The sequence below is a fragment of the Herbaspirillum sp. 1130 genome, assembly GCF_017833835.1.
Taxonomy (GTDB): Bacteria; Pseudomonadota; Gammaproteobacteria; order Burkholderiales; family Burkholderiaceae_D; genus Herbaspirillum; species Herbaspirillum huttiense.
In genome coordinates, this window is the sequence record NZ_JAFICQ010000001.1 from 315,129 (window position 1) to 338,584 (window position 23,456).

Sequence of the window (23,456 nt, forward strand, 5' to 3'; positions counted from 1 at the left end):
AATGAAATGGAGTGTTGCCTCTCGGCAATCAAGAGCTGGCTCCGCAGGTGAGAAGGCAGGCCGGGCGGTGCAGGCGAAATGCGAGAATCATGCGGGCAGGCTGGGGGTGGATATGAACGATATTGTCGCAGACTGTCCCGTTGCCGTGGCAATGCGGCCTGAAAAAACGCGTACGCCGTCGTGACCTGAAGCTTTGGGCAGATCAGCCGTTCGCATCATGCGGGAAAGATCACCCCCGCGTAGTCGGAAGTGAAATTGCCGGTACACCGTTTGCGGCGCTCTTGCGTTATCGGAGGGCCGCTGCCCGATCGATACCCACGAGGCGGCGCAGTTCGTGGATTTGCAGCAGGGGACGCTGCGCTATAATCGCGCGCTGCCCGCTGGCACATCCTTGCAGGCATCAAGACAACAGGTCCGGCGAGACCTGCACCTCCTAAAACAATAGCCAAACTGCTCACTTCGGGCCTCAACGCTGCCGTTACATGACTACTGACTCAATACCTTCCGCGACCGCCAGCCTGCCCGAGCGCTGGCAAACGGAAACCGCTGCCCGCCTGGTCCAGGGTGAATCCGTGCTGGCCTGGCTGGAACTGGACCTGGACGCCCAGCTGCAATTCAACGCTTCGCTGGTGCTGGCCACCGACCGCCGCCTGCTGGCGCTGGCCCCGGACCGCCAGCAATGGCAGGAGTGGGCCTATCGGCCCGACCTGCAACTGAAGCATGTCGACCACGCTGGTGTGGGTACGTTGGAGCTGTGCGACGCTGCCAGCCGACTGGCCGCCTGGCGCTACACTCTGGCGCAGAATCCGCAGGCGCTGCGCCTGATCAAGCTGTTCGAGCAGCAGCGCGACCTGCTGGCCTCGGGCGTGCAGGCCGAAGAGGAGGGCGACGTCTGCCCGACCTGCAAGGCCGTGCTGCCGGAAGGGCAGGAAACCTGTGCCATCTGCCCGGAAACGAAGGAAGCGCCGCCTTCCACCTGGGCGCTGTTCCGCCTGTCGCGCTTTGCCAAGCCCTACAAGGGCTCGCTGCTGCTGGGCTTCCTGCTGACGCTGGCCTCCACCGCCGCCACGCTGGTGCCGCCCTACATGACCATGCCGCTGATGGACAACGTGCTGATCCCGTTCCAGAACGGCACCCCCATTGACACCCACCTGGCCACGCTTTACCTGTCGGGCCTGCTGGGCGCGGCGGTGCTGGCCTGGGGACTGGGCTGGGCGCGCACCTACATCCTGGCGCTGGTGTCCGAGCGCATCGGCGCAGACCTGCGCACCACCACCTACGCGCACCTGCTGCGGCTGTCGCAAGAGTATTTCGGCGGCAAGCGCACCGGCGACCTGATGGCGCGCATCGGCTCGGAAACCGACCGCATCTGCGTGTTCCTGTCGCTGCACCTGCTGGATTTCGCCATCGACGTGCTGATGATCATCATGACGGCGGCCATCCTCATTTCGATCAACCCTTGGCTGGCGCTGGTGACCTTGTTGCCGCTGCCGTTCATCGCCTGGATGATTCACGTGGTGCGCGATCGCCTGCGCCACGGTTTCGAGAAGATCGACCGCATCTGGTCGGAAGTGACCAATGTGCTGGCCGATACCATCCCCGGCATCCGCGTGGTGAAGGCTTTTGCGCAGGAGAAGCGCGAAGTGGCACGTTTCCGCGAAGCCAACCGTCACAACCTGATGGTCAATGACCGGGTCAACAAGATCTGGTCGCTCTTTACGCCCACGGTCACCTTCCTGACCGAAGTGGGCTTGCTGGTGGTGTGGGTGTTCGGGATCTGGCAGGTCTCCAGCAACCAGATCACGGTCGGTGTGCTGACTGCCTTCCTGGCCTACATCAGCCGCTTCTATACGCGCCTGGATTCGATGAGCCGCATCGTCTCGGTGACTCAAAAGGCCGCCGCCGGCGCCAAGCGCATCTTCGACATCCTGGACCACGTCTCCAGCGTGCCGGAACCGGCCAACCCGGTGCACCTGGAAAACGTCAAGGGGGCCATCGAAGTGCGCAACATCGGCTTCCGCTACGGCAACCGCGCGGTGATCCGCAACATGAGCCTGTCCATTGCGCCGGGCGAGATGATCGGCCTGGTCGGCCACAGCGGTTCGGGCAAGTCCACCATGGTGAACCTGATCTGCCGCTTCTACGATGTGTCCGAAGGGGCGATCCGCATCGATGGCGTGGACATCCGTTCGCTGCCCATTTCCGAATACCGCCGCAACATCGGCCTGGTGCTGCAGGAGCCCTTCCTGTTCTTCGGCACCATTGCCGAGAACATCGCCTACGGCAAGCCGGAAGCCACCCGCGAGGAAATCATCGCGGCGGCCCGTGCGGCCCACGCGCATGAGTTCATCCTGCGCCTGCCGCAAGGCTATGACTCGCTGGTCGGTGAGCGCGGCCAGGCCCTGTCGGGCGGTGAGCGCCAGCGCATCTCGATTGCGCGCGCGCTGCTGATCGACCCGCGCATCCTGATCCTGGACGAGGCGACTTCCTCGGTCGATACCACCACCGAAAAGGAAATCCAGAAGGCGCTGGACAACCTGGTCCAGGGACGTACCACGATTGCCATCGCGCACCGCCTGTCGACTCTGCGCAAGGCTGATCGCCTGGTGGTACTGGATCGCGGCCAGGTGGTCGAAGTCGGCAACCACGAAGAACTGATGGCCCGGGAAGGGCATTACTACAAGCTCTACCAGGCCCAGGCGCGCAATCCTGAGGGCGATGCCGAGGTCTCGGTGAGCGAAGAAGAGAAGGGCGAATAAGCCATGAGCACCACCAACAATTCTGCCCAAAGCTTCACCCTGGAACGCAATGCTTTCGGACGTCTGGTCTTGACCGACGCCCAGGGCGGCCTGCACGAGCACGTGATTCCGGTACGTGCATTTCCGGTCACATCGCCCGATCGCGGCCTGTCTCTGGTCAGCAGCGACGGCCACGAGCTGGCCTGGATCGATACCCTGGAGGAAGTGGATGCGCCGACGCGCCGCCTGATTGAGGAAGAACTGGCCAGCCGCGAGTTCATGCCGGAGATCCAGCGTATCGTCAGCGTGTCGACCTTCGCCACGCCCAGCGACTGGACCGTGCAGACCACGCGCGGTACCACCACCTTCACGCTCAAGGGCGAGGAAGACATCCGCCGCCTGGCCGCGCCGGCGCTGCTGATCGCCGATAGCCACGGCATCCAGTTCCTGATCCGCGACCAGAAAGCACTGGACAAGCACAGCCGCAAGATCCTGGATCGTTTCCTCTGATCCGTTTCAGTGCTGCAAAAAAGAACGGCCCTGATGATGAATCAGGGCCGTTCTTGTATGGAGCGGGCTGAGGCTCAGAACTTCTCATCCGGCCGCAGGTAGCGCCACTGGCCGGTCGGCAGTTCGCCCAGCTTGACGCCGCCGATACGCACGCGCTTCAAGCCGATCACCTTCAGGCCGACCATGTCGCACATGCGGCGAATCTGGCGCTTCTTGCCTTCGCGCAGGGTGAAGCGCAGCTGATCCTCGTTCTGCCAGACCACCTTGGCCGGGCGCAGCGGCTTGCCATCCATGATGAGGCCGTGGTTCAGGCGCTTGAGATCGGATTCGGGCAGCTTGCCGGGACGGGTGTATTGCACGCGCACCAGGTATTCCTTGTCGACCGCCGAATCCTCGCCGATCAACTGCTTGGCGATGCGGCCATCCTGGGTCAGCACCAGCAGGCCCACCGAATCGATGTCCAGCCGTCCGGCCGGCACCAGGCTCTTCAGCTGGCGCGGGTGGAAGCGCATCTCGGTCTGGTCTTCAGCCCAGCGCGATTGTTCATTGACCAGCACCATGGCCGGCTTGTAGCCATCCTCGGCCTGGCCGCTGACGTAGCCCATGGGCTTGTTGATCAGGATGGTCACGCGCTGGGCCTGCTCGGCGCTGGCTTGGCGTTCCACGGTGACCTTCTGGTGCGGCAGCACCTTGCTGCCCAGCACCGACACCACCTGGCCATCCACGCGCACCCAGCCTTTTTCTATCCATTCGTCGGCTTCGCGGCGCGAGCACAGGCCGAGTTCGGACATGCGTTTGGAAAGTCGTACAGGTTCAGTCATGAGGATTGCCTTGCGAAAAACGGAGGCCGGCCAGCGGCGAGGGTGAGATTGTACGGCCAGCCGCGCCGCCGCGCCAGACTGGGGCGGCAGCGCGGACAGGGTGATGCGGGTCAGATGCGCAGGGTCTGCAGCAGTTCGGTTTCCAGCATGATCTGGTTGCGCGGCTGGGACAGGCCGGGGCCGTCGATCAGGAAGACGTCTTCCACGCGCTCGCCCAGGGTCATGACCTTGGCGGTATGCAGGTTGATGCGGTACTTGGCCAGCACGTTGGAGATCGAATACAGCAGCCCGGCGCGGTCATTGGCCGAGACCGACAGCAGGTAGTACTGGCCGCGCTCATCCGGGCGCAAATCCACCGACGGATTGACCGGGAAGGTGCGCGACAGGCGCGACAGGCGAGCCTTGGAAGGAGCCGGCAGCGGGGCGTCGGACTGCAGCAGGGCCCCCAGTTCGTGCTCGATCAGGTTGATGATGTCGCGGTAGTTCTTGGCGAACACCGGGGCATTGATCAGGAAGGCGTCCAGCGCGTAATCGTTGCGGGTCGTGTGGATCTTGGCGTCGAAGATGCTGAAGCTTTTTTCGTCGAAATAGCTGCAGATGCGCGCAAACAGGTCAGGGCGGTCGGGCGTGTAGACCGCCACCTGAACGCCTTCGCCAATGGGCGCCAGGCGGCAGCGCACCAGCGGTACGCCGGTATCGACCTTGTCGTAGAAGCAGCGCGTCTGCCAGGCGATGTCGGAGGCGTCGTGGCGCAGGAAGTAGGCCACGTCCAGTTGCTTCCACAGCGCTTCGTGGGCGTCGGCCGGCAGGCCGTACAGGCGCAGGGTCTTGATGGCTTCCTGCTGGGTATTCTTCAGTTCGCGGTCGGCCGAGGGTGCTTCGCCGCCCAGCACGCGCAGGGTCATGCGGTACAGGTCTTCCAGCAGCTTGCCCTTCCAGGCGTTCCAGACCTTGGGGCTGGTGCCGCGGATGTCGGCCACCGTCAGCAGGTAGAGCGCGGTCAGGTGGCGTTCGTCCTTGACCAGCTGGGCGAAGGCGGTGATGACGTCGGGGTCCGACATGTCCTGCTTCTGGGCCACGTGCGACATGGCCAGATGCTGCTCCACCAGGAACACGATCAGCTCGGTATTGTCCGGCGAGATGCCGTGCTGCTCGCAGAAGGCGCGCGCATCGTCCATGCCCAGCTTGGAGTGGTCGCCGCCCCGGCCCTTGGCGATGTCGTGGAACAGCGCCGCGATGTACAGCACCCAGGGCTGGCCGAAGTTGGCCATGAGCTGGCTGCAGAAGGGATATTCATGCGCATGTTCGCTCATCGTGAAGCGGCGCACGTTGCGCACCACCATCAGGATGTGCTGGTCCACCGTGTAGACATGGAACAGGTCATGCTGCATCTGGCCGACGATCTGGCGGAAGTTCGGCAGGTAGCGTCCCAGCACGCTGGTGCTGTTCATCCCGCGCAGGGCGTGGGTGATGCCGCGCTTGCTCTGGATGATCTGCATGAACAGGCGATGATTCTCCGGATTGGCGCGGAAGGCATTGTCGATCTTGAAGCGCGCATGCCATAGCGCACGCAGGGTGCGCGCCGACATGTCCTTCAGTTCCGGATGCTCGGAAAGCACCAGGAAGACTTCCAGCATGGCCGAAGGCGTCTCTTCGAAGACCCTGTCATGGGCGATGTCGACGAAGCCGTTGACCTCGTTGAAGCGCTCGTTGAGCGGGCGCGGAACCGCCTGCTGCGGGAACAGATGGGCTTCGATGTTCTGCAGCAGGATGGTGTTGAGCTGCGTGACCGCCTTGGCTGCCCAGTAATAGCGCTGCATCAGGTATTCGCTGGCGCGGCGGGTATCGGTGGTCTTGAAGCCGAAGGTCTCGGCGAGCTGGGTCTGGATGTCGAAGACCAGCCGGTCTTCGCGGCGGTCGGTCAGGATGTGCAGGCGGATGCGAATGTCCTTGAAGGCGCGTTCCTTCTGGCGCAGCTGGCGCGCCTCGGTGGAGGTCAGCATGCCGTGTTCGGCCAGCTCGCCCCAGGAGTTGCCCAGGCCCGCCGCCTTGGCCACCCACAGGATCACCTGCAGGTCGCGCAGGCCGCCGGGGCTTTCCTTGCAGTTGGGTTCGAGGCTGTAGGGCGTATCTTCATATTTGATGTGGCGCTGGCGCATTTCCAGGGTCTTGGCCTGGAAGAAGGCCAGCGGCTCCAGCGCCGCATGGTAGCGCTCCTGCAATTTCTTGAAGAGGGCGCGGTTGCCGGTCACCAGGCGGGCTTCCAGGAGGCTGGTCTGCACCGTGATGTCGGCAGCCGATTCATCCAGGCATTCGTCGATGGTGCGGATGCTGTGGCCGATTTCCAGGCCGATGTCCCAGAACAGCTGCACCAGGGATTCCAGCTTTTCCTTCTTGGCGGCATCCGGGGCCTGGTCCAGCAGGATCAGCACATCCACATCCGAATGCGGGAACAGCTCGCCCCGGCCATAGCCGCCCACGGCCACCAGGGCGGCATTGCCGGACATGCCCAGTTCTTCCCAGGCAGTGGTGAGGGCTTCGTCCACGTTGCGGCGCAACTGGGCCAGCAACTGCTCGGTCTTGTGGTTGGACTGGAACACCTCGATGGCTTGCTGGCGCGCGGCCTTGAGCTGTTTCTTGAGCGTCATGGCGAGTGTGGGCATCGTGGTCGGCAATTAAGGCAAGCAGGGCGGCGGGGCGGCGCCTATATGAACAAAGCCGCATCCCCATGCGGCTTTGCGCTCGAAGCAGGTTTCGTGCCGGAAACTGTGTGCAGGGTGGAGGGGCACATGGTTCCGGCCGCCAGGGTCACGCCGGGGTGGCGACCTGGTTCTGGATGAAGGCCGGCGGTGCCGGCATGCCGGGCGACACCGTCAGCACTTCGAAGCCGGTCTCGGTGACCAGCACGGTGTGTTCCCATTGGGCTGACAGGCTGCGGTCCTTGGTCTTGATGGTCCAGCCGTCGCCCATTTCGCGGATCTCGCGGCGGCCGGCGTTGATCATCGGTTCCACGGTGAAGATCATGCCGGCTTCCAGCTTCTCCAGCGTACCGGGGCGGCCGTAGTGCAGGACTTGCGGTTCTTCATGGAAGACCTTGCCGATGCCGTGGCCGCAGAACTCGCGCACCACGCTGTAGCCGGCCTTTTCGGCGTGCTGCTGGATGACGTGGCCGATATCGCCCAAATGTGCGCCCGGCTTGATCTTGGAGATGCCCAGCCACATGCATTCATAGGTGATCTCGGTCAGGCGGCGTGCCAGGATGGACGGCTCGCCCAGGAAGAACATGCGGCTGGTGTCGCCGTGGTAGCCATTCTTGATGATGGTGACGTCGATGTTGAGCACGTCGCCGTTCTTCATCACCTTGTCGCCCGGGATGCCGTGGCAGATCACGTCATTCAGGGAGGTGCAGATGGCCTTGGGGTAGGGCGTGTAGCCCGGCGGGCAGTAGTTCAGCGGGGCCGGGATGCTGCCTTGCACGTTGGTCATGTACTCGTGGCAGAGGCGGTCGATCTCGCCGGTGGTCACGCCCGGCTTCACGAAGGGGGTGATGTAGTCCAGCACCTCGGCGGCCAGGCGGCCGGCCACGCGCATGCCTTCGATGTCTTCGGCGGTCTTGATGGTGATGTTGCCCATGATGAATCGCAATTCGCTAGAAAATCGTCAAGACGGGATTATAGACGACGGGGGTACTTTCTGTTTTGCCGGCTCCGGTCGACAAGCCGGGGCCGGCGTTTGGCTGCGTTCCTTATCTTCATGTGCTACTTGAACAAAAGTGATGGGTCGAGTAGAATGCCGGGCTGATCTGAAAACCACAGGTCAGTTGTCGAATGCGGTGTGCGGAATGATTCTTCATGTCTGTTTGGCAATAAGTGTCGTAAATTATCTTTTGAAACGCGAATCCGTTCGCTAAAAGGGTGTCCGGCTGCATGAGCCGGATGACCGAGCGGATTCCAGACCTAACCCTGGAGAAATTCATGTCCGTTACCATGCGCGAAATGCTGGAAGCCGGTGTCCACTTCGGTCACCAAACCCGCTTCTGGAACCCCAAGATGGCCCCCTTCATTTTCGGCCATCGCAACAAGATTCACATCGTCAACCTGGAAAAGACCCTGGGCATGTACCAGGAAGCCGTCAAGTACGTGCGCCAGCTGTCGGCCAACCGTGGCACCATCCTGTTCGTTGGTACCAAGCGTCAAGCCCGCGACATCCTGTCCGCTGAAGCGCAACGCGCTGGCGTGCCCTACGTTGACCAGCGCTGGCTGGGCGGCATGCTGACCAACTTCAAGACCATCAAGACCTCGATCAAGCGCCTGAAGGACATGGAAGCTGCCATCGAAGACGGTTCGGTCGAGAAGCTGTCGAAGAAGGAAGCCCTGCTGTTCACCCGTGAACAGGAAAAGCTGCAAAAGGCCATCGGCGGCATCAAGGACATGGGCGGCATTCCTGACGCCATCTTCGTCATCGACGTCGGCTACCACAAGGGCGCCATCACCGAAGCCGCCAAGCTGGGCATTCCGGTCATCGGCGTGGTCGATACCAACCACTCGCCCGAAGGCGTCACCTACGTGATCCCGGGTAACGACGACTCCGCCAAGGCGATCGCTCTGTACGCTCGCGGCATGGCTGACGCCGTGCTGGAAGGCCGCGCCAACGCCGTCAACGACGTCGTCGAAGCAGTCAAGGGCGATGAATTCGTCGAGGTCGAGCAGGCTTGATTCTGCTCTTCCGGTAGTACGGTAGTCCAAAAAGGGGTGACAGCGGGTAGTGACGCAGTGGCCCCTTTTTTTTGATTCAATTTTCGAGTTTCAGGCATGCCGCAAGCGCGGGATGCCTCCAAGTCAGGAGAAAAGTATGGCGGCAATTACCGCAGCAATGGTGGGCGATCTGCGTGCGAAGACCGACGCGCCGATGATGGAATGCAAGAAGGCGCTGACCGAAGCCGATGGCGACATGGCCAAGGCCGAAGAGATTCTGCGCGTCAAGCTGGGCAGCAAGGCTTCCAAGGCCTCTTCCCGCATCACCGCAGAAGGCGTGATCTCGGCCTACATCGCTGGCAACGTCGGCGCGCTGGTCGAAGTGAACTGTGAAACCGACTTCGTGACCAAGAACGACGAGTTCATCGGTCTGGTCGAGGCTGCTGCCAAGCTGGTGGTCGAACAGAATCCGGCTGACGTGGCTGCCCTGGGCGCCTGCAAGCTGGCCGACGGCAAGACCCTGGAAGAACTGCGCACCGAACTGATCGGCCGCATCGGCGAGAACATGTCGTTCCGTCGCTTCCAGCGCTTCGAAACCACCGGCAAGCTGGCTGCCTACCTGCACGGCACCCGCATCGGCGTGATCGTCGAGTTCGACGGCGCTGAAGAGCAAGTCGGCAAGGACGTGGCCATGCACATCGCTGCCATGAAGCCGGTCGCCCTGTCGGCCGAGCAAGTGCCGGCCGACCTGATCGAGAAGGAACGCTCGGTCGCCGCCCTGAAGGCTGCCGAATCCGGCAAGCCGGCTGACATCGTCGCCAAGATGGTGGACGGTTCGGTGCAGAAGTACCTGAAGGAAGTGTCGCTGTTCAACCAGGCTTTCGTGAAGAACGACAAGCAAAGCGTCGAACAGATGCTGAAGGCGGCCAATACCACCGTCAAGTCGTTCGCCATGTACGTGGTCGGCGAAGGCATCGAGAAGAAGCAAGACGACTTCGCTGCCGAAGTGGCAGCGCAAGTGGCTGCAGCGAAACAAGCTCAGTAAGCGTCGCAGGAAAAACGGGCCGAGAGGCCCGTTTTTTTAAGCCGGATTCCGGGAACTTTCGGAGTCGCCCGCGTCTACAGTCAGGGTCGTCCGTCGGATGAATGATGACGCGCAGGGCAGGCCGCCTGGCAACGGCAATATGGGTAGCTAAAGCAATACTGGCAGCACACGGCAAGACAGAATAGGGCGCAGCAGTACATCCCCTCATGCGTTCGGACCTGCCCCTGATGACGAAAAAGCGCCATTTCGTCGGGTGACAGCGAGTGCCGGCGCGTCAATACGTAATTCAACCTCGGACAGAACACGGAGCCCTGCAATGACAACACCAGCCTACAAGCGCGTACTCCTCAAACTCTCCGGCGAAGCACTGATGGGCGACGACGCCTACGGTATCAATCGCGCGACCATCGAACGCATGGTCGCGGATGTAGCAGAAATCAGCAAACTGGGCGTGGAACTGGCCATCGTGATCGGTGGCGGCAACATCTTCCGCGGCGTCGCGCCGGGCGCCCAGGGCATGGATCGTGCAACCGCCGACTACATGGGCATGCTGGCCACCGTCATGAACTCGCTGGCCCTGGCTGACGCCATGCGCCAGGCCGGCCTGACGGCCCGCGTGATGTCGGCCATCGGCATCGAGCAGGTGGTCGAGCCCTATGTGCGCCCCAAGGCGCTGCAATACCTGGAAGAAGGCAAGATCGTGGTGTTCGCCGCCGGTACCGGCAACCCCTTCTTCACCACCGATACCGCCGCCGCCCTGCGTGGCTCGGAAATCGGTGCCCAGATCGTGCTGAAGGCCACCAAGGTCGACGGTGTCTACACCGCCGACCCCAAGAAGGACCCGGCCGCCACTCGCTACCAGTCGATCTCCTTCGACGAAGCCATCGCCAAGCACCTGCAGGTGATGGATGCCACCGCCTTTGCGCTGTGCCGCGACCAGAAGCTGCCGATCAAGGTGTTTTCCATCGTCAAGCCGGGCGCGCTCAAGAGCGTGGTCATGGGTGACGATGAAGGCACCCTGGTCCACGTCTGATCGATATTGCAGTGCAGAAACCGGCCGCAGGCCGGGATTCCCGTTTACAATGCCCGTCTTTCAGGCATTTGCCATCAAGACAAGCCAAGTTATTGCACCAAAGTTAGGAGAGCAGCATGAGTGTCGCTGACGTCAAGAAAAATACCGAGCAGAAGATGGCCAAGTCCATCGAAACCCTGAAGGCCAACCTGGCCAAGGTCCGTACCGGCCGCGCCCACACCGGCCTGCTGGACCAGGTCATGGTTGAATACTATGGTTCGCCGACAGGCCTGTCGCAAGTCGCCAACCTGACCCTGATCGATGCGCGCACCATCGGTGTGCAGCCGTTCGAGAAGAAGATGGCCGCCGTCATCGAGAAGGCCATCCGTGAAGCCGACCTGGGCCTGAACCCGGCCACCCACGGCGACCTGATCCGTGTGCCGATGCCTGCGCTGACCGAAGAGCGCCGCAAGGAAATGGTCAAGCTGGTCAAGAGTGAAGCCGAAGATGCCAAGATCGCCGTGCGCAACATCCGCCGCGAAGGCAATGAAGGCCTGAAGAAGCTGGTCAAGGACAAGATCGCCTCGGAAGATGAAGAGCGCCGCGGCCAGGACGAGATCCAGAAGCTGACCGACAAGTTCGTGGCTGACATCGACAAGATGGTCACCGACAAGGAAAAGGAAGTGATGACGGTGTAAGCCGTCCTGCAGGTCTCACGCGCGGCTGCCATGGCGGCCGCGCTGCACGAACAAGTCCAAGACAGCAAAAGTGCAGGCGGGAAGTGAGAGCGGCAATGGGGGGAGGAGGCTGGCCGGTTTGTCAAAGCGGCGCGTGCCCGTTACCATGTTGCGCTTCACCATCCGGCGCACGGAAAAGTAATAAATCATTTACATGAAGCATCAAAGCTCAACTCTGGCGGTTCCGGAGACTTCCGCGGTTCCGCGCCATGTTGCCATCATCATGGACGGCAACGGTCGTTGGGCGACCAAACGTTTCCTGCCGCGTGTGGCGGGGCATGCCAAGGGCGTGGATGCAGTGCGCTCCATTGTCGAGGCCTGCGCCGAGCGCGGTATTGAATTCCTTACCCTGTTTGCCTTCAGTTCCGAAAACTGGCGTCGCCCTGCCGACGAAGTGTCGGTGCTGATGCGTCTGTTCATGACGGTGCTGGAGCGTGAAGTCGGCAAGATGGCCAACAATGGCATCCGCCTGCGCATCGTCGGCGACATGAGCCGCTTCGATCCGAAATTGCAGGAGATGGCGGCCAAGGCCGAGGCACAGACCGCCGGCAACAGTCGCCTGACGCTGACCGTCTGCGCCAACTATGGCGGGCGCTGGGATGTCATGCAGGCCGTTTCCAAAATGGTCAAGGACAAGCCGGGCGCGACCGACTACACCGAAGAAGAACTGGCCCCGTATCTGGCCATGGCGTATGCCCCCGAGCCCGATTTGTTCATCCGTACCGGCGGTGAACAGCGCATCTCCAATTTCCTGTTGTGGCAGCTGGCGTACAGCGAGCTGTACTTCACCGAAACCTTCTGGCCCGATTTCGACGACAAGGCGCTGGATCAGGCGATCGGCTCCTACCAACAACGCGAGCGCCGCTTCGGGCGCACCAGTGCCCAGGTACTGGACCAGAAAAAGGCTTCCTGATGCTCAAGACGCGTGTCATCACGGCGTTGATCCTGCTGGCAATCCTGTTGCCCATCCTGTATTTCGGTTATTTCCCGGCCTTTGCCATGGCGGTGCTGGTGTTCTTCGCCGCCGGTTCGTGGGAATGCTTCCGTCTCTTCAAGAGCCCGCGTCCCACCTTGTGGGCTGCCGTGTGGACGCTGGTCTTCAGCGTCATCCTGTTCTTCTCCGGCTTGCCCAGCGTGCGCGCCCTGTATGTGCTCTGCGTGCTGTTGTGGGCCTTGCGCTTCGTGCCCGCGCTTGGCCTCGGCCTGCCTCGGATCGAAGCTTTCGGCAATCGGCTGCTCAACGGCACTTACATGCTGTCCATCCTCGGCTGCTTCGTTGCCATCGTGGACCTGTTCCAGCATTCGCCGCTGTATCTGCTGTCGGTGATGGCCGTGGTGTGGGTGGCTGACATTGGTGCCTATTTCTCTGGCAAGGGCTTCGGACGCCACAAGCTGGCTCCCACCATTTCCCCGGGCAAGTCCTGGGAGGGGGCCATCGGCGGCTGGCTGGCGGTGCTGGTGATTTCGGCGGCAGTGGCCATGTCCATGAGTGGTGGCGAGACCTTCCAGTATCACCTGTTCAATCGCTGGGGCTGGGGCGGCTTTGTCGGCGTGCTCAGCCTCATGGTGGTGGCCAGCGTGGTCGGTGACCTGTTCGAGTCGCAACTGAAGCGCCGCGCCGGCATGAAGGACAGCAGCAACCTGCTGCCCGGCCACGGCGGCGTGCTCGACCGCATCGATGCGCTCATCCCGGTGCTGCCGCTGGCAGCGCTGGTCGATCTCTGGCTGGCGGCTGCCTGAGCCGCCGCTTTCCTTCTGGAAATTCCATGCAGTCCATCAGCATTCTCGGTGCCACCGGTTCCATCGGCGTGTCCACGCTGGACGTGGTGGCCCGCCATCCCGACCGCTATCGCGTCTTTGCGCTGAGCGCCCATTCCCGTGTTGCTGAACTGGCCGAGCAATGCCAGCGCTTCCGTCCGCAAGTGGCCGTGGTCGGTTCCGCCGAAGCGGCCGCGCAGTTGCAAACCTTGTTGCGCGCAGCCGGGCTGTCCACCGAAGTGGCCTACGGTCCGCAAGCCTTGTGCGACATCGCGTCCGCCGACGGCTGCGACATGGTCATGGCGGCCATCGTCGGTGCCGCAGGACTGGCCTCCACGCTGGCCGCCGCACGTGCCGGCAAGAAGATCCTGCTGGCCAACAAGGAAGCCTTGGTGATCTCCGGCCAGCTGCTGATGGATGCGGTGCAGGCACATGGTGCCAGCCTGCTGCCCATCGATAGCGAACACAATGCCATCTTCCAGTGCCTGCCCGCCGGTTACACCCGTTCGATGACGGCGCATGGTGTCGAGAAAATCGTCCTGACGGCCTCTGGCGGTCCCTTCCTCCATCGGGATGTGAATACGCTTGATCAAGTCACCGTGGAAGAAGCCGTGGCCCATCCCAAGTGGGTGATGGGGCGCAAGATCTCGGTGGATTCCGCCACCATGATGAACAAGGGTCTGGAAGTGATCGAAGCGCACTGGCTCTTCGGCGCGCCGGCGGACAAGATCGAGGTGGTGATCCACCCGCAGAGCGTGATTCATTCCATGGTCTCGTATGCCGATGGCTCTGTGCTGGCGCAGTTGGGCAACCCCGACATGCGCACGCCCATTGCCAATGCGCTGGCCTATCCGGAGCGTATCGCCTCGGGCGTGGCAGCGCTGGATCTGGCGCAGATCGCGCAATTGTCCTTCTTGCCGCCTGACTATCAGCGCTTCCCCTGCCTGAAACTGGCGTATGATGCGCTGCGGGCCGGCGGTACGCTGGCGGCGATCCTCAACGCCGCCAACGAAGTCGCCGTGCAAGCCTTCCTCGATGGCCGCATCGGCTTCGGGAAGATCGCCCCCCTGATCCAAGAGGTCATGTCCGCCATCCCCAACCGGCAAGCCGATGACATCACGGCGCTGCTGGAGCAGGACCGGCAGGCGCGTGACCACGCCGAGGCCCTGATTTCACGATGAACCTGCTGCATACCCTGATCGCTTTCTTCGTTGCCCTGGGCACCCTGGTGGTAGTCCACGAGCTGGGGCATTACCTGGTGGCGCGCTGGTGCGGTGTGAAGGTATTGCGCTTCTCGGTCGGCATGGGTCGGGTGATCTGGTCGCGCCGCTTCGGCCGCGACCAGACCGAATGGGCGTTGTCGGTGCTGCCCTTGGGCGGCTATGTGAAGATGCTGGACGCGCGCGAACAGCCGCTGGAAGACATTCCGGAAGCCGATCTCAAGCGCGAATTCACGCGCCAATCCGTCTGGCGTCGCATCGCCATCGTGGCGGCCGGGCCGATCGCCAATTTCCTGCTGGCCATTCTCCTCTTTGCTGGTCTCTACATGCACGGCGTGCCGGAGCCGGTGCCCGTGCTGCGTGCAGCGACCGCGCAGTCGGCCGCCTACCAGGCCGGCTTGCGCGCCGGTGACCGCATCACGGCCATCAATGGCGCGCCGGTGCAGGTCTGGTCCGAAGTACGCTGGAAACTGATGCAACTGGTGCTGGAAAAGGCCGATGCCCGCATCGACGTCGAACGTCCCAATCCCAATGGCAGCGGCAAGCTGCTCAACTCGGTCACGCTGCGTCTGGGTGGCATCGACAGCAATGAGCTGGAAGGCGACTTCCTCGGCAAGCTCGGCCTGTCGCTGGCACGTCCACCTGCCGTGCTGGGCAAGATCATGGAGGGTCCGGCCAAGATGGCAGGCCTGGAGAGCGGCGACCGCATCACCGCCATCGATGGCGTGCCGGTCCAGGATGGCCTGGCCTTCGTGGAAAAAGTGCGCGAATCCGCCGGCAAGCCTCTGCTGCTGCAGGGCATGCGCGGCACTGCGCCGATCGAGATGCGCGTCACGCCGGAGTCGGTGGAAGAGGGTGAAAGCGGCAAGCGCATCGGCCGCATCAAGGTCGAAGTGCCGCTGGCACCGGAGATGGCCACCGTCAGCGATGGCCCGTTGACGGCCGTGGCCAAGGGCGCGCAGCGCACCTGGGATACCAGCGTGATGACCATCAAGATGATCGGCAAGATGATCATCGGGCAGGTCTCGCTGAAGAACATTACCGGCCCCATCACCATCGCCGACTATGCCGGACAGACCGCCCGCGTGGGCCTGGTGAGCTACCTCAGCTTCCTGGCCTTCATCAGTATCAGCCTGGGAGTGATGAATCTGTTGCCAATCCCGGTTTTAGACGGCGGTCATTTGCTGTATTATGCGCTGGAGATTTTGACAGGGCGGCCCGTTTCCGAGCGGTTTGGGGAAATCGCGCAGCGCGCCGGCCTGGGATTACTGATGGCGCTGATGCTCGTTGCCGCTTTCAACGATATCGTGCGACTGATGTTCCAAGGATGAATCCGGCCTGATGCCGGCCCCGTCGAGCGAGCAAGATCGGCGGAGCGGCCAGAAAGACCGGATTTTTTACATTTGCCGGCCAACCCCGATGGCAGTTGTTAAGCAATTGGCAATGGATCAGGAATCCGTTTTCAATTGCTTACCAGCATCATGTCAGGCAGTGCCGCAGCGAAAAACTGTTGATGAACGATAGATGAAATTACACCCTGCGCAACATCCCATTCCGACTCTCTCCCGTCGCCTGATTGCCGCTGCCGCCTTTGCCCTGTGCTCCAGCCAGGCCATGGCCATCACGCCGTTCGTGGTCAAGGACATCCGCGTCGAAGGCATCCAGCGTACCGAAGCCGGCACCGTCTTCAGCTACCTGCCGGTGCGCGTGGGCGATACCTTCAACGATGAAAAGGCCACCGCCGCCATCAAGGCGTTGTACGCCACCGGATTCTTCCGTGACGTGCGCATCGAAGCCGAAGGCGACGTGCTGGTGGTGCAGGTGGTCGAACGCCCGGCCATTGCCAGCGTCGACTTCTCCGGCATCAAGGAATTCGACAAGGAGCAACTGACCAAGGCCCTGAAGGAAATCGGTGTCGCCGAGTCGCGCATCTTCGACCGCTCGCAGGTCGATCGCGCCGAGCAGGAACTGAAGCGTCAGTACCTGTCGCGCGGCCTGTATGGTGCCAAGGTGTCGACCACCGTCACGCCGGTCGAACGCAATCGCGTCGCCATTACCTTCGCCGTGGATGAAGGTGAAGTTTCGCGCATCAAGCAGATCAACTTCGTCGGCAACAAGGTGTTCTCCGACAGCACCCTGCGCGACCAGATCAAGCTGACCACCCCGGGCTGGTTCACTTGGTACACCAAGGCTGACCAGTATTCCAAGGAAAAACTGCAGGGTGACATCGAGACCCTGCGTTCCTATTACCTGGACCGCGGCTATCTGGAGATGCAGGTCGAATCGACTCAGGTGTCGATCACGCCCGACAAGAAAGACATCTACATCACCGTCAACATCAAGGAAGGCGAGAAGTACACCGTCTCCGACATCAAGCTGGAAGGCGAGATGTTCGGCATGGAGCCGGAACTGGCCAAGCTGGTGCAGCTGAAGAAGGGCGACGTCTATTCCGGCGCCAAGCTGACCGACAGCACCAAGAAGATCGGTGAACGCCTGGGCAACTTCGGTTACGCCTTCGCCAACGTCAACGCCAACCCCAATGTGGACCGCGAGAAGAAGGAAGTTGCCTTCACCATCATGGTCGACCCGGGCAAGCGCGTCTACGTGCGTCACGTCAACATCGCCGGCAACACCAAGACCCGCGATGAAGTGATCCGCCGCGAATTCCGCCAGTTCGAGGATTCCTGGTACGACGGCGAGAAGATCAAGCTTTCGCGCGATCGCGTCGACCGTCTGGGCTACTTCAAGGAAGTGACCGTGGATACGCCTGAAGTGCCGGGCACCAGCGACCAGGTCGATGTGAACATGAAGGTCGAGGAAAAGCCGACCGGCAACATCATGGTCGGTGCCGGCTTCTCGCAGTCCGACAAGCTGAGCCTGACCGGCTCGATCTCGCAGGAAAACGCCTTCGGCAGCGGCAACACCGTCGGTATCGACATCAACACCAGCTCGCGCTATCGCACGATCTCGCTGTCGACCACCAATCCGTATTTCACGGATGACGGCATCAGCCGCACCTATGAAATCTATCTGCGCACGATTCGTCCGTCGGTCTATACGACCGGTGACTACCGCGTCAAGACGCTGGGCGGCAGCATCAAGTTCGGTGTGCCGTTCTCGGAACTGGACCGCGTGTTCTTCGGTATTGGCGTGGAAAACACCAACGTCAGCACCGACAACACCAGCCCGACGCTGTATCGCCAGTACGTGCGTGACTTCGGCGGCGTGGGCGGTTCCGGTTGTAACGTAACTGACGTGTCGTCGACCGCGACTTGCGGTATCGGCAGCGCCCGTACCACCAGCATCCCGCTGACCGTGGCATGGCAGCGTGACGGCCGTGACTCGGCCCTGGTGCCGACCACCGGCCGCTATCAGCGCGCCAACTTCGAGGTCTCCTATGTGGGCACCCTGAAGTACTACCGTGCCAGCTACCAGCAGCAGTATTTCCAGCCGTTCTTCAGCAAGGCCGTGACCCTGGCGCTGAATGGCGAAGTCGACTACGGCCGCGGCCTGGGCAGCAAGCCGTACCCGGTGTTCAAGAACTACTATGCCGGCGGTATCGGCACCGTGCGCGGCTATGAAGCCTCCTCGCTGGGTAGCCTGAAGGACCAGTACGGTGACTCCATGGGCGGCGCTTCGCGTCTGTACGGCAATGCCGAATTGCAGTTCCCGTTCCCGGGTTCGGGCCAGGACCGCACGCTGCGCTGGTTCACCTTCTTTGACGGCGGCAACGTCTTCGCCGACGGCGAAAACATCAAGCTCAACGACCTGCGCTATTCGGCCGGTGTCGGTATCAGCTGGGTGTCGCCGATCGGTCCGCTGAAGCTGAGCTTCGGCAAGCCATTGAACCTGAAGGCGGGTGACAAGTCTCAAACCTTCCAGTTCCAACTGGGTACCGGCTTCTAAAGCGGTCATCATTGATTCGTAATACGGAGAGTAATCTTGAAGTTCATGACCAAATCGTTCCTGTCCCTGCAGACCATCGTGATGGCTGCCTGCCTGTTGAGCTTTGCCCCCGCCCACGCGCAGGAAAGCTCGAAAATCGCCTTCGTGAGCACCGAGCGCATCTTCCGCGAAGCGGCGCCTGCCAAGGCCGCACAAACCAAGCTGGAAGCCGAGTTCGCCAAGCGTGACCGTGACCTGCAAGACATGGCTGCGCGTCTGAAGGCCCAGTCCGACAAGCTGGACAAGGATGCTGCCGTGCTGTCGGATTCCGACCGCGCCAAGCGCCAGCGTGACCTGTCCGACCTGGACAAGGAATTCCAGCGCAAGCAGCGTGAATTCCGCGAAGACCTGAACCAGCGCCGCAACGAGGAACTGGCCGTGGTCCTGGAACGCACCAACAAGGTGATCCGCCAGATCGCCGAAGCCGAGAAGTACGACATCGTCTTCCAGGAAGCCGTCTACGCTTCCAAGCGCATCGACATTACCGACAAGGTCCTGAAGGAACTGGCCAAGTAATTGCCGCCTTCACCATGCGGGCGCCGGGCGGCAACGTCCTGCGCCCGCATGTCGCTTCAGGGGCTGCCTTCAGGGCGGCCTTTGTTCTACCGTAAGCCAAGCAACGCCTACCATTCGGAAAAGCCAAGATGAGTATTCGACTGCAGCAACTGGTCGAGCGCTTGGGCGGTCAGCTGAAGGGTGATGCGACCATCGCGGTCGATGGCATCGCGCCGCTGGATGCCGCCGGTGCCAGCCACATCACTTTCCTTTCCAATCCCAAGTTCCGTGCGCAAGCCGACCAGACCCAGGCGGCGGCGCTGATCCTGTCCGAGACGGACGACGCCCAGGTGCAGGGCTATGCCGGTGCCCGCATCGTCACCCGCAATCCTTACGCCTATTTCGCCCGCGCGGCCCAGCTGTTTCAGGCTGAGGCCGAAGTGCGCGCGCCTGCCGGCATCCATGCCAGCGCCGTGGTCGATCCATCGGCCCAGGTCGCGGCGGATGCGGTGATCGGCCCGCTGGTGGTGATCGAAGCCGGTGCCGTCATCGGTGCCCGCGCCCGTATCGACGCCGGCAGCTTCATCGGCCACCACGCCAAGGTCGGTGACGACACCCATTTCCACGCCCGTGCCACCCTGCATCACGCCTGCGAGATCGGGGCGCGCGGCATCGTCCATTCGGGTGCGGTGATCGGGGCCGATGGCTTCGGTTTCGCCAACGAAGCCGGGCAATGGATCAAAATTCCGCAAGTTGGCCGTGTCATGATCGGCGATGACGTCGAAATCGGCGCCAATACCACCATCGACCGCGGTGCCTTGGCCGATACCGTGATCGAGGAGGGCGTCAAGCTCGACAACCAGATCCAGATCGCCCACAACTGCCATATCGGCGCCCATACTGCCATTGCCGCCTGTGCCGGCATCGCCGGCAGCGCGAAAATCGGCAAATACTGCTCCATCGGCGGCGCGGCCATGATCCATGGCCACATCACCATCGAGGACAAGGTGCACGTCTCGGCCGGTACGCTGGCCCTGCGTTCCATCCTTGAGCCAGGGCAATACACCGGCTTCTATCCCATCACCGAACACCGCGACTGGGAAAAATCAGCTGCATTGGTGCGCAATCTGGGCACGATGCGTGAGAAAATCCGGGCGTTGGAAAAATCGCTTAAAACGTTGACACAAGAACAAGCAGGCCAAGCCCCGCTTTCAGAGAATCAAGAAGAGAATGAATAGCCTCGACATCAATCAAATCAAACAGTACCTGCCGCACCGTTATCCGCTGCTGCTGGTTGATCGCGTGCTGAACTGGGAGAGCGGCAAGACCATCACCGCGATCAAGAACGTGACCGTGAATGAAGAATTCTTCAACGGCCACTTCCCGCACAAGCCGGTGATGCCGGGCGTGCTGATGATCGAGGCGCTGGCCCAGACCGCTGCGCTGCTGTCCTTCCTGACCGAAGGCCGCAAGCCCGACGAGAACACCGTGGTCTACTTCGTCGGCATCGACAATGCCCGCTTCAAGCGTCCGGTGGAACCGGGCGATCAGCTCAAGATGGAAGTGGAAATCACCCGCCGTGCCCGTGGCATCTGGAAATACCGTGCCGTGGCCACCGTGGACGGCCAGGTGGCTGTGGAAGGCGACCTGATGTGCACCATGCGCAGCGCCGCCGACGCCAGCCAGAGCGCCTGACCCCAGGCCTGCCTGCAGGCTTGACGCATCAAGCCAGGCCCGGCGGTGATCGGCAAGATCGCGCCGGGCCTGATTCATTGTGCAGATTGCTTCATTGCAAGATGTGCAACAAGTGAACCCATCGAAGCACAGGACATGTCCAAGATCCATCCCAGCGCAGTGATTGCCCCCGGAGCGCAGATCGACGAATCGGTCGAGATCGGCGCCTATGCCGTCATCGGTCCTGACGTGCGCATCGGCGCGGGCACGCGCATCGGTCCCCACGTGGTGATCGAAGGCCACACCACCATTGGCCGTGACAACGAGATTTTCCAGTTCGCCTCCATTGGCGCCGCACCGCAGGACAAGAAGTACGCCGGCGAACCCACCACCATGGAGATCGGCGACCGCAACACCATCCGCGAATTCGTCACCTTCAACCGGGGTACCGTGCAGGATGGCGGCGCAACCCGCATCGGCAATGACAACTGGATCATGGCCTACGTCCACCTGGCGCACGACTGCCAGCTGGGCAGCCACATCATCCTGGCCAACAATGCCACGCTGGCCGGCCACGTGCACCTGGGCGACCACGTGTTCCTGGGCGGTTTCACCACCGTGCACCAGTTCTGCCATATCGGCGCCCATGCCATGACGGCCTTTACGGCGGCCGTGAGCCAGGACGTGCCGCCCTTCGTGACGGCGGCCGGCAACCGTGCCGTTCCGGCCGGCATCAACAGCGAGGGCTTGAAGCGCCGTGGCTTCACCAGCGAGCAGATCATGGAGATCAAGCGCGCCTACAAGCTGATCTACCGCGCCGGCCTGCCGCTGGAAGAAGCCAAGCAGCAACTGGCGGACATGGAAGCCAAGTCGGCCCACAGCGCCGAGCACATCCGCCTGCTGCGCGAGTTCATCGAGGCTTCGGCCCGTGGCATCATCCGCTGACATCACGCGCCGCCAGTCGATCGCACTGGTGGCCGGCGAAAGCTCGGGCGACCTGCTGGGCAGCCGCCTGTTGGCCGGCGTGCGCGAGCGTCTGCCGGAAGTGCGCCTGCACGGTATTGGTGGCGAGCACATGATGGCGCACGGCTTTACCAGCGACTGGCCGATGGACAAGCTGACGGTGCGTGGCCTGTTCGAGGTGATTCCGCGCTACCGCGAGATCAAGGGCATCCAGGAGTCGCTGCGTGACAAGCTGCTGGCGGACCGGCCGGATGTTTTCGTGGGTGTGGACTATCCCGGCTTCAACCTGGGTCTGGAAGAACAGCTCAAGAAGGCCGGCATCCCGACCATCCACTTCATCGGCCCGCAGATCTGGGCCTGGCGCGGCTGGCGCATCAAGAAGATCCAGCGTGCGGTGTCGCACATGCTGGTGATCTTTCCCTTCGAGGAAAACCTGTACCGGCAGGCGGGCGTTCCGGTGACTTACGTAGGACATCCGCTGGCCGAGGTGATCCCGCTGCAACCGGATACCGCCGGCGCACGCCAGCGCCTCGGACTGACCGGGCCGGGCAGGGTGGTGGCCATTCTGCCGGGCAGCCGCATGAGCGAACTGAAGCAGAATGGCGAAGGTTTTCTTGCTGCGGCACGGCTGTTGCGGCAGCGCGACCCCCAATTGCAGTTCATCACGCCCATGGCGGGTGACCGGCAGATGGCCTTTTTTGAAGAGCAGATTCGCCAGGGCGGATATGACGATCTTGGCATCAGCGTCATCCGTGGCCAGTCGCACAGTGCGATGGAAGCCTCCGATGCGGTGCTGGTGGCCTCGGGCACGGCCTCGCTGGAAGTGGCCTTGTACAAGAAGCCGATGGTGATCTCCTACAAGGTCAACTGGGCCTCGTACCAGATCATGCGGCACATGGCTTACCAGCCCTGGGTGGGCCTGCCCAATATCCTGGCGCGCGACTTCCTGGTGCCGGAACTGCTGCAGCACCAGGCCACGCCCCAGGCCCTGGCCGATGCCATGTGGCACCAGCTGGAAGACCATGCGCACCAGCAGCGGCTGGTGCGGCGCTTTGCCGACATGCACCACTCCCTGCTGCGCGATACCAGCCGGGAGAGCGCCAATGCGGTCTGTGAAGTCATTGGCGCGCGTCGTCGTTGACGGGCCGAAAGAAGGATCGCTGCGGCGATCCGTGTGAGAGTTTGATGAAGGAAATTGCTATGCCCAAGGCGGCCCCCCAGACCCTGGCTTTGTTTGACGACTATACCGGCGAGATCATCTGCGGCGTCGATGAGGCCGGCCGTGGTCCGCTGGCGGGTCCGGTGTTCGCAGCCGCCGTGATCCTCGATCCGGCGCGTCCGGTCAAGGGCCTGCGCGACTCCAAGAAGCTTTCCGAAGCCGCGCGCGACAGCCTGGCGCTGGAGATCAAGGAATCGGCGCTGGCCTGGGCCATTGCCTCCTGCAACGAGCAGGAGATCGACGAGCTCAACATCCTGCACGCCAGCATGCTGGCCATGCGCCGCGCGGTGGAGGCACTCTCCACGCTGCCCACGCTGGCCCTGATCGATGGCAACCGCTGCCCGGTCATGAGCATCCGCTCCGAAGCCATCGTCAAGGGCGACGACAAGGTGCCGGCCATCTCGGCCGCCTCCATCCTCGCCAAGACCGCGCGCGATGCGGCGCTGCTGGTCTTGCATGACACCTATCCACACTACGGTTTCGACCGCCACAAGGGCTATCCGACCCCGCTGCACCTGGAGATGCTGCGCCTGCATGGCGTCTCGCCGGTGCATCGGCGCTCCTATGCGCCGGTCAGGGCCTTGCTGTCCGGCCAGACGGTGGTGATGGCGTGAGCGAGACAGGC

20 protein-coding genes are annotated in these 23,456 nt (G+C 62.4%); 17 read left to right on the forward strand and 3 right to left on the reverse strand.

Annotated features, from left to right (window positions below; all coding sequences use genetic code 11):
• Positions 1 to 482 precede the first annotated feature (482 nt).
• The gene (locus tag JOD78_RS01485; protein ID WP_121039973.1) at positions 483 to 2,759 is read left to right on the forward strand and encodes an ABC transporter ATP-binding protein; all 2,277 of its coding nucleotides are present in this window, start codon (positions 483 to 485) and stop codon (positions 2,757 to 2,759) included.
• 3 nt (positions 2,760 to 2,762) lie between these two features.
• Positions 2,763 to 3,248, forward strand: coding sequence for a DUF1854 domain-containing protein (locus JOD78_RS01490; protein ID WP_121039976.1), 486 nt, complete (start codon positions 2,763 to 2,765; stop codon positions 3,246 to 3,248).
• Positions 3,249 to 3,322: 74 nt separating this feature from the next.
• Here JOD78_RS01490 and JOD78_RS01495 read toward each other — a convergent pair whose 3' ends face one another.
• From JOD78_RS01495 to map, 3 genes are all read right to left on the reverse strand, one after another.
• A complete protein-coding gene (locus tag JOD78_RS01495) occupies positions 3,323 to 4,069 on the reverse strand; it encodes a pseudouridine synthase (protein ID WP_034332946.1) in 747 nt (248 codons plus the stop codon).
• 110 nt (positions 4,070 to 4,179) lie between these two features.
• Positions 4,180 to 6,732 carry a [protein-PII] uridylyltransferase gene (locus JOD78_RS01500; protein WP_209569053.1) on the reverse strand — a complete coding sequence of 851 codons (2,553 nt, stop codon included), beginning with the start codon at positions 6,730 to 6,732 and terminating at the stop codon, positions 4,180 to 4,182.
• Between the two features lie 145 nt (positions 6,733 to 6,877).
• On the reverse strand, positions 6,878 to 7,702 hold the full coding sequence (gene map, locus JOD78_RS01505; RefSeq protein ID WP_121039982.1) for a type I methionyl aminopeptidase: 825 nt from the start codon (positions 7,700 to 7,702) through the stop codon (positions 6,878 to 6,880).
• 341 nt (positions 7,703 to 8,043) lie between these two features.
• Here map and rpsB point away from each other — a divergent pair, with 341 nt between their 5' ends.
• The 15 genes from rpsB (at position 8,044) to rnhB (ending at position 23,445) form a co-directional block, all read left to right on the forward strand.
• A complete protein-coding gene (rpsB, locus tag JOD78_RS01510) occupies positions 8,044 to 8,784 on the forward strand; it encodes a 30S ribosomal protein S2 (protein WP_039788284.1) in 741 nt (246 codons plus the stop codon).
• 136 nt (positions 8,785 to 8,920) lie between these two features.
• Positions 8,921 to 9,808 carry a translation elongation factor Ts gene (tsf, locus tag JOD78_RS01515; protein WP_034332958.1) on the forward strand — a complete coding sequence of 296 codons (888 nt, stop codon included), beginning with the start codon at positions 8,921 to 8,923 and terminating at the stop codon, positions 9,806 to 9,808.
• 316 nt (positions 9,809 to 10,124) lie between these two features.
• Positions 10,125 to 10,841, forward strand: a complete 717-nt coding sequence (gene pyrH / locus JOD78_RS01520; protein WP_006462540.1) for a UMP kinase — start codon at positions 10,125 to 10,127, stop codon at positions 10,839 to 10,841.
• 116 nt (positions 10,842 to 10,957) lie between these two features.
• Entirely contained in the window at positions 10,958 to 11,518 is a 561-nt protein-coding gene (gene frr, locus JOD78_RS01525) for a ribosome recycling factor (protein WP_034332968.1), read from the forward strand.
• A gap of 193 nt (positions 11,519 to 11,711) precedes the next feature.
• The gene (gene uppS, locus JOD78_RS01530) at positions 11,712 to 12,470 is read left to right on the forward strand and encodes a polyprenyl diphosphate synthase (RefSeq protein ID WP_083859609.1); all 759 of its coding nucleotides are present in this window, start codon (positions 11,712 to 11,714) and stop codon (positions 12,468 to 12,470) included.
• A complete protein-coding gene (locus tag JOD78_RS01535) occupies positions 12,470 to 13,297 on the forward strand; it encodes a phosphatidate cytidylyltransferase (protein WP_039788277.1) in 828 nt (275 codons plus the stop codon). Before uppS ends, JOD78_RS01535 begins: the two co-directional genes overlap by 1 nt.
• A gap of 26 nt (positions 13,298 to 13,323) precedes the next feature.
• On the forward strand, positions 13,324 to 14,496 hold the full coding sequence (ispC, locus tag JOD78_RS01540) for a 1-deoxy-D-xylulose-5-phosphate reductoisomerase (RefSeq protein WP_209569051.1): 1,173 nt from the start codon (positions 13,324 to 13,326) through the stop codon (positions 14,494 to 14,496).
• The gene (rseP, locus tag JOD78_RS01545) at positions 14,493 to 15,866 is read left to right on the forward strand and encodes an RIP metalloprotease RseP (protein ID WP_134135297.1); all 1,374 of its coding nucleotides are present in this window, start codon (positions 14,493 to 14,495) and stop codon (positions 15,864 to 15,866) included. The genes ispC and rseP overlap by 4 nt, the downstream gene beginning before the upstream one ends.
• A 193-nt stretch (positions 15,867 to 16,059) precedes the next feature.
• Positions 16,060 to 18,441, forward strand: coding sequence for an outer membrane protein assembly factor BamA (bamA, locus tag JOD78_RS01550; protein WP_134135298.1), 2,382 nt, complete (start codon positions 16,060 to 16,062; stop codon positions 18,439 to 18,441).
• A gap of 45 nt (positions 18,442 to 18,486) precedes the next feature.
• Positions 18,487 to 18,996, forward strand: coding sequence for an OmpH family outer membrane protein (locus JOD78_RS01555; protein WP_227022628.1), 510 nt, complete (start codon positions 18,487 to 18,489; stop codon positions 18,994 to 18,996).
• A 128-nt stretch (positions 18,997 to 19,124) separates the two neighbouring features.
• Complete coding sequence (gene lpxD, locus JOD78_RS01560; protein ID WP_209569049.1) at positions 19,125 to 20,213, forward strand: UDP-3-O-(3-hydroxymyristoyl)glucosamine N-acyltransferase; 1,089 nt, start codon at positions 19,125 to 19,127, stop codon at positions 20,211 to 20,213.
• Positions 20,206 to 20,670 carry a 3-hydroxyacyl-ACP dehydratase FabZ gene (gene fabZ / locus JOD78_RS01565; protein ID WP_006462531.1) on the forward strand — a complete coding sequence of 155 codons (465 nt, stop codon included), beginning with the start codon at positions 20,206 to 20,208 and terminating at the stop codon, positions 20,668 to 20,670. Before lpxD ends, fabZ begins: the two co-directional genes overlap by 8 nt.
• Positions 20,671 to 20,805: 135 nt before the next feature.
• Positions 20,806 to 21,594 (forward strand): acyl-ACP--UDP-N-acetylglucosamine O-acyltransferase, encoded by a 789-nt coding sequence (gene lpxA / locus JOD78_RS01570; RefSeq protein WP_034332590.1) that lies wholly within the window; start codon positions 20,806 to 20,808, stop codon positions 21,592 to 21,594.
• On the forward strand, positions 21,578 to 22,753 hold the full coding sequence (lpxB, locus tag JOD78_RS01575; RefSeq protein ID WP_134135302.1) for a lipid-A-disaccharide synthase: 1,176 nt from the start codon (positions 21,578 to 21,580) through the stop codon (positions 22,751 to 22,753). The genes lpxA and lpxB overlap by 17 nt, the downstream gene beginning before the upstream one ends.
• A gap of 59 nt (positions 22,754 to 22,812) precedes the next feature.
• Entirely contained in the window at positions 22,813 to 23,445 is a 633-nt protein-coding gene (rnhB, locus tag JOD78_RS01580) for a ribonuclease HII (RefSeq protein ID WP_121040000.1), read from the forward strand.
• Positions 23,446 to 23,456 lie beyond the last annotated feature (11 nt).

Coding starts and splice junctions, on each gene's coding strand:
- bamA (WP_134135298.1), top strand. CDS start 16,060: ATGAAATTACACCCTGCGCAACATCCCATTCCGACTCTCTCCCGTCGC.
- fabZ (WP_006462531.1), top strand. CDS start 20,206: ATGAATAGCCTCGACATCAATCAAATCAAACAGTACCTGCCGCACCGT.
- JOD78_RS01500 (WP_209569053.1), bottom strand. CDS start 6,732: ATGCCCACACTCGCCATGACGCTCAAGAAACAGCTCAAGGCCGCGCGC.
- frr (WP_034332968.1), top strand. CDS start 10,958: ATGAGTGTCGCTGACGTCAAGAAAAATACCGAGCAGAAGATGGCCAAG.
- JOD78_RS01485 (WP_121039973.1), top strand. CDS start 483: ATGACTACTGACTCAATACCTTCCGCGACCGCCAGCCTGCCCGAGCGC.
- JOD78_RS01495 (WP_034332946.1), bottom strand. CDS start 4,069: ATGACTGAACCTGTACGACTTTCCAAACGCATGTCCGAACTCGGCCTG.
- rpsB (WP_039788284.1), top strand. CDS start 8,044: ATGTCCGTTACCATGCGCGAAATGCTGGAAGCCGGTGTCCACTTCGGT.
- map (WP_121039982.1), bottom strand. CDS start 7,702: ATGGGCAACATCACCATCAAGACCGCCGAAGACATCGAAGGCATGCGC.
- tsf (WP_034332958.1), top strand. CDS start 8,921: ATGGCGGCAATTACCGCAGCAATGGTGGGCGATCTGCGTGCGAAGACC.
- rnhB (WP_121040000.1), top strand. CDS start 22,813: ATGCCCAAGGCGGCCCCCCAGACCCTGGCTTTGTTTGACGACTATACC.
- uppS (WP_083859609.1), top strand. CDS start 11,712: ATGAAGCATCAAAGCTCAACTCTGGCGGTTCCGGAGACTTCCGCGGTT.
- pyrH (WP_006462540.1), top strand. CDS start 10,125: ATGACAACACCAGCCTACAAGCGCGTACTCCTCAAACTCTCCGGCGAA.
- lpxA (WP_034332590.1), top strand. CDS start 20,806: ATGTCCAAGATCCATCCCAGCGCAGTGATTGCCCCCGGAGCGCAGATC.
- lpxD (WP_209569049.1), top strand. CDS start 19,125: ATGAGTATTCGACTGCAGCAACTGGTCGAGCGCTTGGGCGGTCAGCTG.
- rseP (WP_134135297.1), top strand. CDS start 14,493: ATGAACCTGCTGCATACCCTGATCGCTTTCTTCGTTGCCCTGGGCACC.
- JOD78_RS01535 (WP_039788277.1), top strand. CDS start 12,470: ATGCTCAAGACGCGTGTCATCACGGCGTTGATCCTGCTGGCAATCCTG.
- JOD78_RS01555 (WP_227022628.1), top strand. CDS start 18,487: ATGACCAAATCGTTCCTGTCCCTGCAGACCATCGTGATGGCTGCCTGC.
- JOD78_RS01490 (WP_121039976.1), top strand. CDS start 2,763: ATGAGCACCACCAACAATTCTGCCCAAAGCTTCACCCTGGAACGCAAT.
- ispC (WP_209569051.1), top strand. CDS start 13,324: ATGCAGTCCATCAGCATTCTCGGTGCCACCGGTTCCATCGGCGTGTCC.